The following is a 16,293-nucleotide window of genomic DNA, read 5'->3' as shown; positions in this document are numbered from 1 at the left end:
ACAGAATATAAGGCTATTACATCTTGAGAAACAAGGTGTAATAGCCCTAATAAGCATTATAAAATCAAGTATTACTTTTTACAATATTTTTATACCCGACATATGTCGTGTAGAAATATACTACATAAACTACAAGAAATACTAAGCCCGTCATCAATGCTGGTAAAATAATGTCTGTTTGTTGAAATGTGTTAATATAATAATTGACTACATAAATTCCAACTATAGAATGAATTAGGGCAAGAAAAACTGGAAGACTAAAGTATACGAAAGTTTGAATGAAAATCGTTTTATCGATCATTGTTCCGTTTGAGCCAATTCTCTTCAAAGATTTATATCGATCTATGCTATCACTGGCTTCTGATAATTGTTGAAGAGCTAATACAGCCATACTCGTTATTAAAAATACAATACCTATATATATCCCAATAAACAGTACGATAGTTTTCAATCCCTTACTTCCTGCATAAACTTCATCTTTTGATTTGCCTGCTATACGATTAATATTTAATTTTGGGCCGTTTTCGTCATAAAAGCCCCGTGCAACGTTATCATATTTTTTATTATATGCTTCTCTATTTCCATCTAAATAATTTACATTAAGTATGGAATCAGTAATTTTGTAGCCTGATAAAAACTCATCATTTATAACGATTGTGAAGTAATTAGTTCGCACATCATAAGTGTAAAGATTCTCTTGTATAACTTTAGCGTTTTTTACCGAATATTCTTTTTCTTTAATATTCATCTTATCGCTATTTTTTAATCTTTCATTTGTCGAATTAATCAACCGGCTTTCATTTGATAAAAGTAAGATTTCATTGTTATTTAAAGTGATTTCCTTTTCACCTTTAAGATTTAAAATTTTATTATAATCAGATACTTTAATGAAATCTATACTGTTATTATAATCTTTAAGTTCTGGTACAAAGTCCACCACTTCCATTCCTGTTCGATATACATTATAAGATACATATTTTTCGTTATTACTTATTTTAAAATTAGCTTTATTTAATACATCTTCTATCGTGTAACTTTCATCCTTATTCTCCAATGTTATACTGGCATCAAATGGTGTTATTTCTTTCGTTGTTACGTCCATCATTCTGTTAAAGCTGATTCCTGTAGATAAAGCCACCATTGTAAGGAATAACATTAAACAGATTACAGACATGGATATAAAATTTGTATTAACCTTACTATTTATTTGTTTGATGATAAATATATTTAAACCTTTAAAATAGACTTTTTTATTCTTCTTTACAACATATAATATAAATCCAGATAAACTAAAGAAAAACAGCAATGTACCTAATATGCCAAGAATGATTGATACCATGAGCATAGGATTAGTAAAATTCAATCCGATTTTTAGTACAGTCACATATGCATATCCAAGTGATGCTACACACATAATAAATGTGATTACATAGATAAGAGGATTTCTAAATTTTACATCTTCGTTTTTTCTACCTGCTGTTAACAAATCAATTATTTTGTATTTAGAAACAACATATACATTAAATAACATAACAAGTAAAAACATGATTCCAAAGTATAATACACTTTTACCTATAGCACCTGTTGAAATTGCAAATTTATATTTATTGATGGGCAAGTCAAATAGCTTTAATGCAAATGTAGATAACCCCTGCGATACTCCAATACCTATTATAAGTCCAGTCACTAAAGATATAACGCCAACTAGAAATGTCTCTGTTACTAATATTCTGGATATGTTTCTTCTTCCCATACCTAAAGTCATGTATATTCCTAATTCTTTTTTACGTTTTTTAATTAAAAAATTATTTGCATACAATATTAAACCACCTAATATTACAGATACAAATACTGACACATTTGAGATAGCGTTCATTACTGTAGGCACATACTTTCTATCTGAAGCGTTAATTTCCATAAGTGCCTTTTGTGATTCTATTGAGTTAAAGCTATAAAATATACAAACAGCCAGTGTTAGTGTTAAGAAATATATTGCATAATCTTTAAAACTTTTCTTTACATTCCCAATAGCAATCTTAGAGTACATTATTATCGTCACCTCCAAGAAGAGTTATAACTTCGATAATTTTAGTAAAGAATTCTTTTCTGGAATCATTCCCTCTTACCAACTCGATAAATATTTTTCCATCTTTAATAAAAAGAATTCTACGAGCATAGCTTGCTGTAAATGCATCATGAGTAACCATAAGTATTGTAGCTTTTAAATCCTTATTTAGACTTTCAAACCTTTCGAGTAATAATCTAGCTGATTTAGAATCTAACGATCCTGTTGGTTCATCTGCAAGTACTAAAGATGGATCTGTTACGATAGCTCTTGCCGAACCAACCCTTTGTTTTTGTCCGCCTGACATTTGATAAGGGTATTTGCTTAATACTTGTTCAATGTCTAAATACTTTGCAACCGCTTGTATTTTTCCATCGATTTTTGAACTTTTCTCACCTTTTATTGTTAACGCTAGGGCAATATTTTCATAAGCAGTAAGGGTATCTAATAAATTAAAGTCCTGAAATATAAACCCTAATTCATTTTGTCTAAACTTATCTAGTGACTTTGATTTTAACCGAGTAATGTCACTATTATTTATCATTATTTTTCCCGTAGTAACATTATCTATAGTTGATATACAGTTAAGTAATGTCGTTTTACCACTTCCTGAAGGCCCCATTATCCCAACAAATTCTCCCTCATCTACCTTAAAACTAATATTATCTATAGCCTTTGTTACATTATCTTTATTACCATAATATTTTTCAATTTTTTCTACACTTAATATATTTCGCATTAATAATTCTCCTTTTTCATTATAAAAATTCTTTAACTCTCATTCATTTATGTAACTAATTTTAAATAATTTCATTTATAGTATCGATGGAATTACATTTCATTAACATTACATTTTTGTTATATTGAGTGATACCTCTACATATAAGTTATCAGAAATCGCGATGGTATAAGTAAGGATTATTCGATGCCTTACCAAAGAGGCAAATAAATGTAGGGATATCTGTTCTAGTGCAAAAAACGATAAGAATTATGTAATGAATGGAAATAAACAAACTGATTATGGCGTAACAACAGCTCTATTTAAAAGACATAGATTCATAGCCATTTCAGAAGAAGATTTTGAAAACAGAAAAGGATTTGCCCTTTAAGGCCAAACCCTTTTTATTTTTATTTTTATTTTTATTTTTATTATTTCGCAGCTAGTTTTTCTTTCACTTCTTCCCACCCTGATACATCTTCTTCAACTTTTTTATCAGAGTAGTAGACGCGTAGGAATACTTCTTTACGAAGGTGTTTTTGAGTATTGAATTCTAATTCTTTTTCTTTACCGTCTTTATCAAATCCAGTTAATTTGTAATTTAAACGTCTTGATGTTTCTCTGTTACCAATCAAAATACGTACAGATTTTAAATTCGGATGGTTTGCTAGAGTTTCGTTAAAGTGTTGATAGTACGCTTTATAGGAAAATCCCTAATTTACTACTTCATATTCCTTTATAATTTTATAAAAGGTGTTTTTCTTTAGTTCTAACATTTCCTTAAATATAACAGCAGTTATTTCTCCATTCTTCCATTTTGAATGAGTTTCCTCTATGTACGCTAAGAAACCGGCTACTTACTTTTTTATATAATTTTTCTCTCGTAATGGTCTTAGATTACTAAAATTTGTTTTTTGGTTTAAACTATACAAATAATCTAAGAAACCAAAATGATTTTAATTTTTGCATTCATCTGATTGAAAGATGAATGTTTTTTTGTACATATAAAAAAAAATAAGAATTTTTGTCACAAAAATCATTAATTCGGGTTCTATATAATACAGGCATCAAAATGAGAGTGAGGGTTTAACCGATATGTTTAAGATTAAAAAGGAAGAAAGGCCTGTTTCGGATGTGACATTTGAAGATTTGTTTAAACAAAACTATGTGTACGTGGTGAAACAGATTGTTTGGATTGTCAAAAACCAGACGATTGCTGAAGAATTGGCACAAGAGGTATTTTTACAGTTATACCGCAACAATTGGAAGGAGATTGATAACCTATCTGGATGGCTACTAAAATCTTCTACTTTTGTAGCTTATAAGTATTTACGATCTGAAAAACGACATCAGGCGAGAGTAGATAAAACCATACAATATCATGAAGTACAGCATATTTCTTCCCTAGATGATGACTGGATTAGAAAAGAAGAAATTACAAAAGTACAATTGGCGCTTAGTGAAATGAATGAGAAAGATCAAACCATTTTATTAATGAAATTTTCTGGTTTTCAATATAAAGAAATTGGCGAAATTCTTCAAATCGACATATCTTCTATTGGAACATTATTAGTCCGAGCCAAGCAAAAATTCCGTAAGATTTATCAACAATTAGAGGAGGCGTAATAAATGAATTGCTATGATATGGGATTTATTCAAGCATATATAGACGGTGAATTATCTGATAGGACAAGAAAAGAATTCACAAAACACATAGATACTTGTAGCGCATGTCAAGAATTATTACTGGAAATCACCAAATTAAATCAATGGGAAGATGTCAAGTTAGAGGAAGCAACAGTACATTCATCAAAAGAAATCGAGATTGATGTTGACCAAGCGTGGAAAGTATTTGAAAGTCACGCAAAATCAGAAAATGTTTCTTATATCAATGAAAAAATGGAACCGAAGAAGGGATTGTTTACAAATATGAATAAAAAATCAAAACGTTTCATGTATACTGCAGTAGCGGTAGCAGGGCTTTTTGCTACAGCCATGATTCCACAAGTTCGAGTTGCAGCTACAGATGTAGCCTCTTATTTTTCCAATGCAATTTCAAATGATAGGATTATTGAAGAAGGAAGAGACGTTACAAAAGGTCAATTTATTCCTATTGATGAAAAGATTACAGATCAAGGTGTTACAGTACATCTGAAAGAATTATATATAGCGGATGCACGTATATCCGTTCATTACAAAATTGAAAAAGAAGATGGAAATGTAGTACCGTTTGAATTTGATACAACAGGTTTAGAACTTGAAGATGACGGAAAAGTAAACGGTCAACAAGAAAATAACCCCGAGTATAAGAAAAATGGGTACTTCGGACAATTAGCATTTATTGAAGGAGCAAATGATGGGCCATTCGAACTAAAGGCATCAGGTGTAGCATTAAAGGAGATTGGTATTCGTTTTAAGGATAGACCTGAAGGCGTCATCACATTTATCGAAGGTCTTAAAGGAAAAGATTCTTTCAAACAACCGCTCACGTTAGATGTACACATAAACAGAATTGGAAAAGTATCTGGGTCTTGGAAAACACAACTTAAAATTGACCCTACCAAATTAAAAAAATAAAGTAAGTTCAAATGAAAAAAAGAATAGAACGATGTGTTTCCAATACCATGCTTATATTCTTCCTTGTGTTACTTGCATTTATTTCATACATGATTTCTACTATATCTTTTTTAATTTCATAATCATAAAAGGTAGTAAAGTAAGTAGCCGGTTCCTTAACGTATAGGGAACCGGCTGAAATCTGTCCAAATTGTATCGTAACGTACAATTCTCTTTTTTTGATAAGGTGACCTCATGCCCATCAACTTAAGATTTTAAAGTACCCCCTAAATGGAAATTTTGTGTTTTTATAGCACCGAAGTTTATTTTTATCGTTTTGGGGAACAAAAGATTTTTTAACTTGATAGCAATGTGGTACTACCCCTATTAAGAGAAGTTTTGTAGTTTGCAATTGAATTAAAAAATAGAGATTTTTTTGCAACTCATTAATTTTTTACTAAACAAGTATAAAAATCAATAGTATGAAAATAAACTACTGGCTAAAAGTTTACTTTCGATAAAATAAAAAAAGAACCTGCAAATCTGCAGGTTCTCCTGATAATGATTTATATAAGTAAGACTTGAAAATATAATACAATGATTCAAAAATAAGTTCAAGTAAATCAAAAGAACCCGCTGGAGTTCGGGTTCTTTCAACAGTGATGATGTTTCCTCAGCTTTGCAAAGTGAGAAAATACAAGAATATAATACATTGAGATTTAGAGAATTTCAATACTTAATTTAGGAGTTATTTTAATATGATGTAAAATCAACATTTTGAAGGAATAGCAATGAATATCCTATACATGTCCCGTCAACATAACGCATTATTATCGATAGAAAGAAAAAGGCAGATCCCTAATTCGCCTTTTTTGGGTAGCACCCCACATCCATCAGCTCTAAAATTCAAATTAGGAACTTTGATTTGTCTTGCAATCCCATCCAATGATACCTAACCTTTTATGAAAGTCATGTTCCTCAAAACGTAGATATCTCATTGTCTGTCTCCACAATTCTGGACTTAATTCCTAGAGAATATATGTATGCTAGTTGTGCTCAAGAAAAAACATAGTATGTCGTCCCTACTTTATAAATCATTTAACATTCCCTTCATTTTCTTCCATGTTCTTCATCAACTCGAAGTCTTCCGCTCTTTGAATATCCTCACCAATGACCATAATGATGAGGAGTCTAAATTTTGAAGAAAACAACAAAAATAGTGTAATTAAAAGCTACATACTATTTTTGTTGTTTTCTTTTTTAATCAGTAAAAATTCGTTAATTATTACAAGCATTTAATGTATTACACTTTTTTCGTCCTTTAATTTCCGCCGGCTGGGCACCAAGCCAATATGTTGGAAAAGCAGTCCCTTCAGTAACACCCCCATCACGATGCATGTAATAACGCTCATCATGGTTAGCTTTAAAGTTTCCTTCAAGTGCAAGTTCCACCCACTCTGCACCAAAACGAAAAATTTCTGCAGCTACTCCACCAAGTGGGTGAAATTCATTCTCATAGACGCGTATCTCCTTTGGTGCCTCTACAAACTCATAAAGACTTAATGCTTCTTCCAAACGGGTAAGTTCATCAAATTCTCCTATTCCCATGAAGACTGGACAAGTAATCTTTGGCGCTAATTTCCACAAATTCATCTGGCTACTCAATTCGTTTTCAAAAGCAACTTCATCAGTGTAACCAGACATGTACATAAAATTTGCTTTGAAACTCGGCTGCGCTCTGTTAAAGATGGTATCAAATTCACCATATACACCTTCAAAAGTCGCTATAGCGTTTATACGATTATCACTCGCAGCAGCTCGCATCCCCCAATACCCGCTCATACTGATACCAAAAAATCCAATCCGCTTTGAATCCACCTCAGGCCGTTTTGATAGGAAATCGATATAACAACTAACGGCGCGTTCGTAATTAGTCAAATCAACTTTTAGACCTTCAGATACAGATTCACCTTGACCCGGTCCTTCAATTGATAGAGCTACGATACCACGAGACGTATAATAACGTTGTGCAATCTGTATATAGTCTTCCTTAATCATATCCATACCTGGACCTAATATTACTGCTGGTGCATTCTGAACTTCACCTGAGGGCAAATGAAGTAGTGCATATATCTGTTTGCCTTCAAATTCTAGTACTATGCGTTGTACTGTTCCTCCTCCAAGTGATGAAATAGCTGCCACACATTCGTTACAACGTTCTCGAAATGCCAATTTTCGTGGATCGTCATTAAAATATGAGTATTGTGCACGTCCCCACATAACAGCCGCTCGCTGATATAGATCACGAGCAGTAACAGTGAATCCCTTTTGTTCATAATGTTTTGCACGTTCTTGAGCCTGAGAAGCAACTGTGGCCCAGGCTTTTGGTATCATTGCTCCACTTTTTACTTGAGAAAAAACTTTATCAAAATCAGTGTGGTCGTGCCCTAACTGTTCCATTGTTGCCTTTGCTTCAGGATGCAAAGCATCAAACCCACCAAGTGCGAGGGCTATATCTAAAGCCCATCCTTGTGATTGTGAACGTTGAGTCATAATAATCATCCTTTACATTTTAATTAAGCACTTAATAATTAAGTACTTAATTAAAATATTGAAGTATAAGATGTACTTTTGTCAAGACTATAAATAAAGGCGTTTTATTATTTTATTGATGATTTAAAGTGAGCATATATAATATTGCTTAGAAAATGAATAGCCAGACTCTACTTAATTTGACTCTACTCTTATTCATATGTTAATGTTAACTTCATATAATTAAGTACTTAGTTAATGAGGAAATGGTGATGTTATGACAAATTCTTCAAACAAGTTAACTGCGATAGACGAACTTAGCCAGGCTATATATAGTCTGACTGCAGCCGATGGACGTTTAAGAGGGCGAGCTACTCGTACATTAGGGGCCGTTTCAATGGTCCACGCTCGAACTCTTAAAGTATTAGCTGAAGAAGGCGAATTGTCAGTCAAAGAATTAGCTGATCGAGCAGAAACTACCGCCGCTGGTATTACTCAATTAATCAACGGATTACAACAGGTCGGTTACGTTGAGCGTGTTCGTTCAATTAACGACCGGAGAGTTGTCAATATCCGACTTACGCCTAGTGGTTTAAATTGTCACTTAGAAAGAGAGAAAAAACTAAAACATATTCTTAGTGCGAACCTTTCAGATTTTAATGCAGATCAAATCGAGAAATCTTCTGAAATAATTAGATGTCTAGTTCATGTGCTTGACCAACTATAAGAGTATTTTAAAGCTTTTATTGAGTTTTTAGAACTAACACATCGCTATTATGCTAAAATTTTATAGTAACCCCAGAACGAAATCTTATGTTAACTTGTAACAATAAAGCTCATTTTTTCGTTTTGGGGTATTTCAAAATATGAGCTGGATGGTCATGTACGGTGACCTCTACTTAATTATTAGAAAAACATTAGTTTTTAATTGTATACACGCTAATTATGTTGATTTTCTGATGACCCCATCATAATGAATTTCCTCTTTTTATCAGTATTGGTAGGTAAAGAGGAAGCTAGTCACAAAAACAGGTTGTGGAGAAAGTCTTCTTCACAACCTGAGAGTAAGTTATATATCCAAATATGACCTGTTCTTTTAACTATTCAGTCTTTTATAATCTGTTATAGTCGATATAACTAGAGTCATAGTAAATCCACTGACCTGTTCCAATTCTGAGCCAGCCGTTCTTTTCTTCATATACGGTAACTTTTTCGCCTTTACTTGTCTTTCTAACAATAGAATAGTTTGTACCTGATCCGCTTCGAACATTTACCCCAATACCATTAATTTGAGCCGTTCCAATTACCTTTTGAACACTACCATTTTCAATTACTTGTAGCATATTTAGAATGAATGTTGCTGTCTCACCACGAGTTGTTGTTCCTTTAGGGTCGTATTGATTGTCCCCCTTACCTCTTACAATACCTAGGCCATACAGTCTTTGTACGTCTTCTTTATAAATAATTTGGTCTTTGTCTGAGAATGGTAGGTTTACAACTGGTCCCCATATACCTTTATACTGTAAAGCCTTGTTTACAATAATTGCTGATTCTTCTCTTGTAATAGGTGTGTTTGGGTCAAAATAACCATCTCCTCTACCTTGAATGATACCTGCACTTGCAGTACGTTTAATACCATCTCGTAAAGTTGAATTTGCATCGTTTAGGTCTTTAAATGAAGCATCTCCAGGTGGCAGTTTTAGAGACTTAGAGATTAATTGAGCAAATTCGGCTCTTGTTATCGCTCTATTGGGTGCGAAAACTCCGTTTCCTTCCCCTATCATAATACCCCTTCTATTTAACTCTCGAATAGCTTCTTCATACCAACCTCCTGTAATGTCATCTTTTGGTTGATAAAGATTATTATAATACCCCTCAACGCTATTTACGAATACATCCCATTGCCCATTATTAATCATGTTAGCAGGGCAGATTTTACCGCTCCATTTTTGATGTTTTACAATGTTATTTAACGGTACACCAGTTTCTTTCATTAAATAAGCTACAAGTTTCTTAGCGTTATCTACCGCTTTACTGTAGTTTCCGTCACTATTAACTGCGATTTCAATTGCAATAGATTCTCTATTACCTGGACCATCACCGTCTCCTGCGTGCCATCCGTTCTCGTTTAATGGTAGATGTTGATAAATCTCTTTATCGTCTACTGTAAAATGCCACGATGCAGCTCGGTCTGTGTTCCCTACTGCTTGGTTATATAGGTATTGAGCGTGGTTTCTAGCACCTGCTCCTATACTAGTATTATCAGTCTCATGAATTGTAATATACTTTGGACTCATGTAGTTTTGAGGACGAATATTATCGTTACCTGCTGGAACAATCCATTCAGTGAATGGAACACCGTTTATTGTACTAGAGGTGCTAGGTGATATGGGAGACAGACTACGTTTTGTTCTGTTTGAATTGTTAGGAACAGTTAATGTACCTGTTTCTTCATGAATACCTTCTGAACGTTGAAGACTATCTACTTTCTTATTGTCGACAGTACCTCCACCACGTCCGTCTACCTCTTCAAAACTAGCTTCAATACTTTTTAAAGCCTGTTCATCTGTTGTTTGAAGTTGGTCTGTGTTACCTTGCACTTGAAGGCTTGTAGATTGCTTATTGTTTACTGATTGTTGTTCCTCTGCAAACGATACCAATGGTGAAGATAATACCGTTAATCCTGCCGTGAATGCTACTACTTTTTTATTAAATTTAATATTCATTTTGAATTTGGTATATCTCACTACTTTAATAGATATACCTTCCTCCTTGTACTTCTTTTAGTCTAAATAATAGTGTGAATAATAGTTTAAATAATCATAGCCTGACCCTCAAAGATAATGGATTAATTTTCCACCTCGTATAATAAACCGAAATCTTTATGTCCTACTAGATATATCAGTATTTCAGAATTATAACACAGCACGATTGCAAAAATATAATTAAATAACATGAATAATTTATAATGTATAAAACGATTCTGGTGCAAAAATCACAAGACTCTTTCAAATAATATCCTAATCTTGAACACTGGTATGTATGACTCTAAAAAAGGTGCGTAATTAGTATAAAAAAGGAAAATTTGTTTAAATGGAGATATTATCAGCCTGAATTAATCCAATTAATAGTAAGTTTGGTACCTATGGTATAATTTGAGCTTCCGTAACCTGTTGATATGCGACTTAAACAACAAAAGTACATGAATAACATAGTAGAACAAGAGCATTGCCTAATTAAGAAGCAATGCTCTTGTTCTATGGTACAGAACTATCACTATACAGGTAATAAAATCTTCTCTAAAATAAAAAATACGTTATTCTTTCTTTAGAATCATAGAAAAACTTGTCGTTTTATAATCTAAGCTTAATAGCGATGTAGTGGTACCCCTACTATGTTAAATATTGAATGATATTCCAATGAAAAATTGTCAATAATTGTTCTATAGTATTATGTTAAGGAGAAAGGTCCCCTCAAATAAAAAAGGACCGTTCCCCAATAGAGAATAATCCAAAATAAGTAAAATTGTTATTGCTGTAGAAATGTATCAATTTCTTCTTTTTATACCCTCAAAACGCCAAATAAAAAAGATACCTACTGTAACAAGTGCAATTTTCCAGTTAAAGTGATTTTCTTTCTCTTCATCTTTTAACTCATCTATCTTTTTCATAAGTGTTTATCAGCCTTCCGTTGTTGTAGTCACTATTTCATTCGTAAAAATAATACATTAGTATTATTTTCCGTGCCTTATTCGTATTCATCATGCAAGCGACATTCACAATGTCGCTTACTGCTATGATTTTACGCTTCTTGTAATCTTTCAAATGTAGAAATATTAGTTCCATCATTGGTACAGATACGGAATGTTGTTACCTTCAGTGCCTGCTTCTCTTGATGAGGCATAAATAAGTAATCCTGTAATGATCCTTTAAAGACCTGAACCCCGTTCGAGTATGCAATAACAGTTTTATCAAGATTTAACGATGTAAGTGTAGACAGTAAGTTTTTCACTTTATTTGTTCACTCCTGTTTTCCATTCAGATTTTGTAATGGTCCCGTCAAAGTTGTATGTAATCTCTAATTGGTTATAACCACTCTTATAGATATGCTTCGTACTCGTTCCATTCGGCTCGGTAACATCTGTCCAAGGTAGGTTACTATCATCTATCTCACGAAAGTTTACACCTTCCTTAGCTACTTGTAACATATCCTTACTAGCCCATCTTGAAAGTTTCGGCTTAATTAGTTCTTTGTATGTCTCCTGCGCTTCTGAACTTCCTAAAGAATTGAGATTCGCATATGCTTTCTTTTCTCGCGCTGCATATTGCTCCTCTTTGAGTGTTTCTTCTTCAGATTTCTCTGGCTCCGTATCTTGAATCGGCGTCTCTTCCTCTTTCTCAACAGGATTTTCTTCAGCGTGATCAACTTCTACAGGTTCCTCCTCAGGTGGATTCTCTACCGCATACAGCTTAGCCTGCAGCTTATCGTAATCCCTTACTAGGTCATCATACTTTTCGGCTAATTTTACTGACTCCTCTTGATAAAGCTCTACTTGTGACGATAATCTATCGTTTTTTTGGTTATAACAAGATGTCAGACCGAAGAATAGGAAAACTACTGCCCCATACTTTGCAACAGTCTTTCCTTTAATAGATTGTACTTTCTCAGCAATTGTAGATTTCTCTGATTTCATAATTTGTAATCTCTCCCTCTAGTTACTCGATTATCTATTTATAATGATTTAGTTACATGTGAAATTTTACATGACTAGACATCAGATGTCCAGTTGACTACCCTAGTAAATTAGTCATTTTTTTATTTCAGCTTTTAATGTAAAGATACAATTCACGTATTTCGCCACTGTTTAATGACTACAGCGTGTTTCTAACTTAATGAGGTCTGACCGTATTCCAATCAACCTAACACTTTATAGTGCCCTCAGAACGAAATTTTTTTAGTAGAAATGATAGCGGTACATTATTAATTACATGAAAAAGTCCCGATCATATCGATAATTTTATTAGCTATACATATTTACTTGGTTATTTCAGATGTAATCTAAAAAAGAAAACCCCGTAAAAAGTGATGCTTTTTACGGGGTTTGAAAAAGAGTATAATTATTTTACAGTTAATCAGATGTCCTAGTGAACTGAAAAGCATATGAAATATAATATGGGATAGTATCGCTGGATTATGTTTAACGATTCGCTTATCGAAAATAACAACCTTATTATTTCTTTACGGGGTCCCACCAGCTGATTTGATTTGGGTATCTTGGTTTTTAAAAAATGATAGGAGTGAACCACATGAATTTGGAAAAAGATAGAGCTTCTCCACCAATGAAATTTCAATTAGGCGAAAAAATATCGTTTAAATTCGGAAATAAGATGCTCATTGGAACCATTGACATTAGAGATTTTGGCGGTTCGATTGAACACGGCTATCATTCTTCTGATATTCTAGTCAAAGAAGAAAACATGCTATACAAACCCATTCCAGAGCGTGATGTATTTAAACTTACACATTCAGAAAACTTCCACTAGGACACTGTATACTATAAATAAAGATTTTTTTATATTGAAGGATACTCATATCTTTACTAACCACTTTTATGTTATTACCATTTTCTACTTTTAATTAGAGAGTGGTACTTTCAATTTCCTCGGAATATCGGATTCAATATTTGAGCTATGATGGATCGAAAAAAATACCCTTTTTAAATAAAAGATATTTCATTACATCATAGACAACAATATCTTGTTGCTCGTTGTTGATATCCAGTCACTTATTCATGTGTTACCAATTCTTTATTGATTAGCGATTGCTTATAATTTCTTGGTATCATTCCGCGATAACTTTGTGCATTGAGAGAGAGATTTCTTTTCTCCATTTTCTCTAATTCAGATTGTAATTTATCAAGGTCAACTTGTTTTTCTTCTAATTTCTGATAAACTTTATGCTGCATAACCTGCGCAATTTTTTGGAGCTGGTAATATGTATCATTCCAGATATTCGCCCACAGATAGAATTCTTCTCTTGTTTCATCCGTTATATATGAACTATCCACTAAACAAGGAAGTAGTTCATCCTCACCAACTAAATGATACACGGCACAAGCTGGTTGCTCTCCTTTATCTGATACAAAAATAACAAGACGGTCTGTTGTTTGTACATAATGAGAAAACGATACACCGTCTAATACTACTGGTTCTTCATCAGAAATACGCTGAATGGATACATCAGGAAATGCCTCCAGTATGGATTGATATTGATACAGTTCATTGTAATATTTATGTACTAGGTAAACTATTTCCTGCATATGTTGGCATGATGCCTGTAATGTACTCATAAATTCCTCCGTTTTCTGTATTGGCGTTATCGTTATTCCTCATATGGATATATAATCATATTTTGATATATAAGGTATATCATTGTAAATTTACTCTGCCAATCAGCTTAACTAACCATTTGGTACTTATATAGCACCATCTATTATGTACTTCTGTTACAGTTAGGAAAAGTAGATTCTTTTCATTTATTACACCTTATGAAGCAAACTCATTTATTATATATATTATAAGATAGAAAAACAACAGAATTTTCATAAAGAACTCAAAAATTTTATTATTTAGGGAGAACGACATATTCGTAGTAGCAAAATAAATACAGTGAGAGTATCTTCCTTTTCTAAAAAGTGAAAGAAAGACTAATATGAATTAATCAATAGGACCTAAATATGTTTACAATCCAACTATTTTAGAAATGTAACTTTGTAAATTGAGAGTTAAAGGGGAATACAAAATGAATGAAAATTGGATTAGATTAAATGGAGGTTTTCATAACGATATTTTTCATGACAAAGAGCACAACAGCGTAGTCAGGATTTCCAAAAAAGGTAAAACGAAAGAAATGGTAATGCAAGAAATAGAGTGGATGGGTTTTCTACATGATAAAGGTGTACCTGTTCCAAAGACTATACTCCCATTAGCGTATGAAGGAGAACGAGTTAAGACAAATTTCGAATATATTCCAGGCGATTCAATTGATGTTACAAATAAATCACACTGGAATGAAGTAACTTTTAAACAATTTGGTAAAAGTTTAGGGAGAATGCATGCAATATCAAAAATTCACAAATTTGAAAGCATACACCGTCCTGCTTGGCGTAATGATAACCCTGATGTCTTTAATATTAGAGAAAATCTAATTCCGTGGATTGGCGAAAAATATGATAAGTTACTTAACAGTCTCAAAGCCTATAACATAACGCCTGACAATTTCGGCCTTATCCATAATGACTATCATCAGGGAAACTTAATTATGAACAAGAAAGGATTTATAACCATTATTGATTTTGATGATTGTTCTTACAATTGGTTCGCACAGGATCTTGCAGTAGCTTTCTATCATGCTTATTGGCAGCACGACTCCTACAATGGCAATACACATAATTTTTGTGATAGTTTTATGCGTAATTTCTTTAAGGGATATAAAATGGAAAATAGTCTACATAAGGTTACAATCAAGCAAATCCCAATCTTCTTGAAATTAAGAGAGATTTATTTATATCAACTATTTAAACAATCATGGGATACGTATCATTTAGAAGCATGGCAAGAGTACACCATGCAAAATCTAGAAACAAAAATTAATAATGAAACTCCCTATGCTGGTATTCATGATTTTTCTATTTATTTATAATGCCCTAATCATATTTCATTTTATCAAAACAGAACATGAAAACGAGTGTTGAACTCCCGCCACAAGTTTTTTCAGTAAAAGTATTAGCAAAAACCTTGTTAGGATTTCTCACTTCTCTTACATACTTACCATTTTCTTTTATGGATTTTTTTAGAAAATATTTGAAATATAATACAGTTGATTATATTATTATGTGTGTAAGATTTCTAGTTTTGAAAATTTTGAAATTAATAGGGGGAAACAATAATGAAGTTAGGAAAATTAGCATTAATTGGTGTGTTAACTTTCAGCGGTTTTACTGCAATAGAAATGAGTAAGCCTACCTTACATGCAGCTGCAGCTTACTCAGATTCACTTAATGATGATTGGGGATTTAAAACCATTATGGATTTACAAAATTCAGATGAAAGTACATATCAACCTGATTGGAAGATTAGGAATTTAATTACTGGTGATACATTTTACTTAACACAGCACTTTGGTAGGGAACATTTTGGTGCACAAATGAAAATTTTTAAAGTGCACACAAATGGTACCCTAGAACGATTCCAAACAATAGAACCAGAGTTTATTCCTGGAACAGAAATTTGGCAAACCCCTATCACAGATAGCTATACAAGCGGTACTTATGTCGCTGCAATTAAATATCGTGGTGAATTCACGTATTCAAATCAATTTACAATCAATTAAGGATGTAAACACATAAAAAAAAGCACTTGAA

General features: G+C 32.7%; 14 protein-coding genes and 2 pseudogenes. 7 read left to right on the top strand and 9 right to left on the bottom strand.

Annotated elements, in window-relative coordinates; translation table 11 throughout:
* Positions 1 to 64 precede the first annotated feature (64 nt).
* The 3 genes and pseudogenes from B9A45_RS29295 to B9A45_RS29285 all read right to left on the bottom strand — a co-directional run.
* Positions 65 to 2,047, bottom strand: coding sequence for an FtsX-like permease family protein (locus B9A45_RS29295; protein ID WP_084065680.1), 1,983 nt, complete (start codon positions 2,045 to 2,047; stop codon positions 65 to 67).
* A complete protein-coding gene (locus tag B9A45_RS29290; protein ID WP_001244401.1) occupies positions 2,037 to 2,804 on the bottom strand; it encodes an ABC transporter ATP-binding protein in 768 nt (255 codons plus the stop codon). Before B9A45_RS29290 ends, B9A45_RS29295 begins: the two co-directional genes overlap by 11 nt.
* A gap of 410 nt (positions 2,805 to 3,214) precedes the next feature.
* Positions 3,215 to 3,403, bottom strand: a pseudogene (locus B9A45_RS29285) (YxeA family protein); the annotation flags it as partial.
* A gap of 475 nt (positions 3,404 to 3,878) precedes the next feature.
* Here B9A45_RS29285 and B9A45_RS29275 point away from each other — a divergent pair.
* On the top strand, positions 3,879 to 4,409 hold the full coding sequence (locus B9A45_RS29275; RefSeq protein WP_061655272.1) for an RNA polymerase sigma factor SigX: 531 nt from the start codon (positions 3,879 to 3,881) through the stop codon (positions 4,407 to 4,409).
* A 3-nt stretch (positions 4,410 to 4,412) separates the two neighbouring features.
* Positions 4,413 to 5,360: a DUF4179 domain-containing protein gene (locus B9A45_RS29270; RefSeq protein WP_000995924.1), complete on the top strand. Its 948-nt coding sequence runs from the start codon at positions 4,413 to 4,415 to the stop codon at positions 5,358 to 5,360.
* Between the two features lie 1,257 nt (positions 5,361 to 6,617).
* On the opposite strand, the gene B9A45_RS29260 is transcribed toward B9A45_RS29270, so the two are convergent.
* Complete coding sequence (locus B9A45_RS29260) at positions 6,618 to 7,892, bottom strand: alpha/beta hydrolase (protein ID WP_050845347.1); 1,275 nt, start codon at positions 7,890 to 7,892, stop codon at positions 6,618 to 6,620.
* Between the two features lie 256 nt (positions 7,893 to 8,148).
* Here B9A45_RS29260 and B9A45_RS29255 point away from each other — a divergent pair, with 256 nt between their 5' ends.
* On the top strand, positions 8,149 to 8,598 hold the full coding sequence (locus B9A45_RS29255; protein ID WP_084065679.1) for a MarR family winged helix-turn-helix transcriptional regulator: 450 nt from the start codon (positions 8,149 to 8,151) through the stop codon (positions 8,596 to 8,598).
* A 385-nt stretch (positions 8,599 to 8,983) separates the two neighbouring features.
* Here the strand turns inward: B9A45_RS29255 and B9A45_RS29250 are convergent, their stop codons facing one another.
* Complete coding sequence (locus tag B9A45_RS29250) at positions 8,984 to 10,597, bottom strand: S-layer homology domain-containing protein (protein ID WP_084065985.1); 1,614 nt, start codon at positions 10,595 to 10,597, stop codon at positions 8,984 to 8,986.
* Between the two features lie 344 nt (positions 10,598 to 10,941).
* Here B9A45_RS29250 and B9A45_RS31930 point away from each other — a divergent pair.
* A pseudogene (locus B9A45_RS31930) lies at positions 10,942 to 11,044 on the top strand (IS6 family transposase); the annotation flags it as partial.
* A 374-nt stretch (positions 11,045 to 11,418) separates the two neighbouring features.
* Here the strand turns inward: B9A45_RS31930 and B9A45_RS32995 are convergent.
* The 3 genes from B9A45_RS32995 to B9A45_RS29240 form a co-directional block, all read right to left on the bottom strand.
* Complete coding sequence (locus tag B9A45_RS32995; RefSeq protein ID WP_256891726.1) at positions 11,419 to 11,541, bottom strand: hypothetical protein; 123 nt, start codon at positions 11,539 to 11,541, stop codon at positions 11,419 to 11,421.
* A gap of 131 nt (positions 11,542 to 11,672) precedes the next feature.
* The gene (locus B9A45_RS29245; protein ID WP_084065678.1) at positions 11,673 to 11,882 is read right to left on the bottom strand and encodes a hypothetical protein; all 210 of its coding nucleotides are present in this window, start codon (positions 11,880 to 11,882) and stop codon (positions 11,673 to 11,675) included.
* Between the two features lies 1 nt (position 11,883).
* Positions 11,884 to 12,564 carry a hypothetical protein gene (locus B9A45_RS29240; RefSeq protein ID WP_084065677.1) on the bottom strand — a complete coding sequence of 227 codons (681 nt, stop codon included), beginning with the start codon at positions 12,562 to 12,564 and terminating at the stop codon, positions 11,884 to 11,886.
* A gap of 613 nt (positions 12,565 to 13,177) precedes the next feature.
* Between B9A45_RS29240 and B9A45_RS29235 the strand changes: the two genes are divergently transcribed.
* The gene (locus B9A45_RS29235; protein ID WP_084065676.1) at positions 13,178 to 13,414 is read left to right on the top strand and encodes a hypothetical protein; all 237 of its coding nucleotides are present in this window, start codon (positions 13,178 to 13,180) and stop codon (positions 13,412 to 13,414) included.
* Between the two features lie 242 nt (positions 13,415 to 13,656).
* Here the strand turns inward: B9A45_RS29235 and B9A45_RS31925 are convergent, their stop codons facing one another.
* On the bottom strand, positions 13,657 to 14,220 hold the full coding sequence (locus B9A45_RS31925; protein ID WP_142263108.1) for a hypothetical protein: 564 nt from the start codon (positions 14,218 to 14,220) through the stop codon (positions 13,657 to 13,659).
* A gap of 452 nt (positions 14,221 to 14,672) precedes the next feature.
* On the opposite strand from B9A45_RS31925, the gene B9A45_RS29220 reads away from it, so the two are divergent.
* Positions 14,673 to 15,572, top strand: coding sequence for a phosphotransferase enzyme family protein (locus B9A45_RS29220; RefSeq protein ID WP_084065674.1), 900 nt, complete (start codon positions 14,673 to 14,675; stop codon positions 15,570 to 15,572).
* A 246-nt stretch (positions 15,573 to 15,818) separates the two neighbouring features.
* Positions 15,819 to 16,262, top strand: a complete 444-nt coding sequence (locus B9A45_RS29215; RefSeq protein WP_084065673.1) for a DUF5065 family protein — start codon at positions 15,819 to 15,821, stop codon at positions 16,260 to 16,262.
* Positions 16,263 to 16,293 lie beyond the last annotated feature (31 nt).

This window comes from Bacillus sp. JKS001846, from assembly GCF_900176455.1.
Classification (GTDB): domain Bacteria; phylum Bacillota; class Bacilli; order Bacillales; family Bacillaceae_G; genus Bacillus_A; species Bacillus_A cereus.
This window is presented reverse-complemented; position numbering and strand designations above follow the sequence as displayed.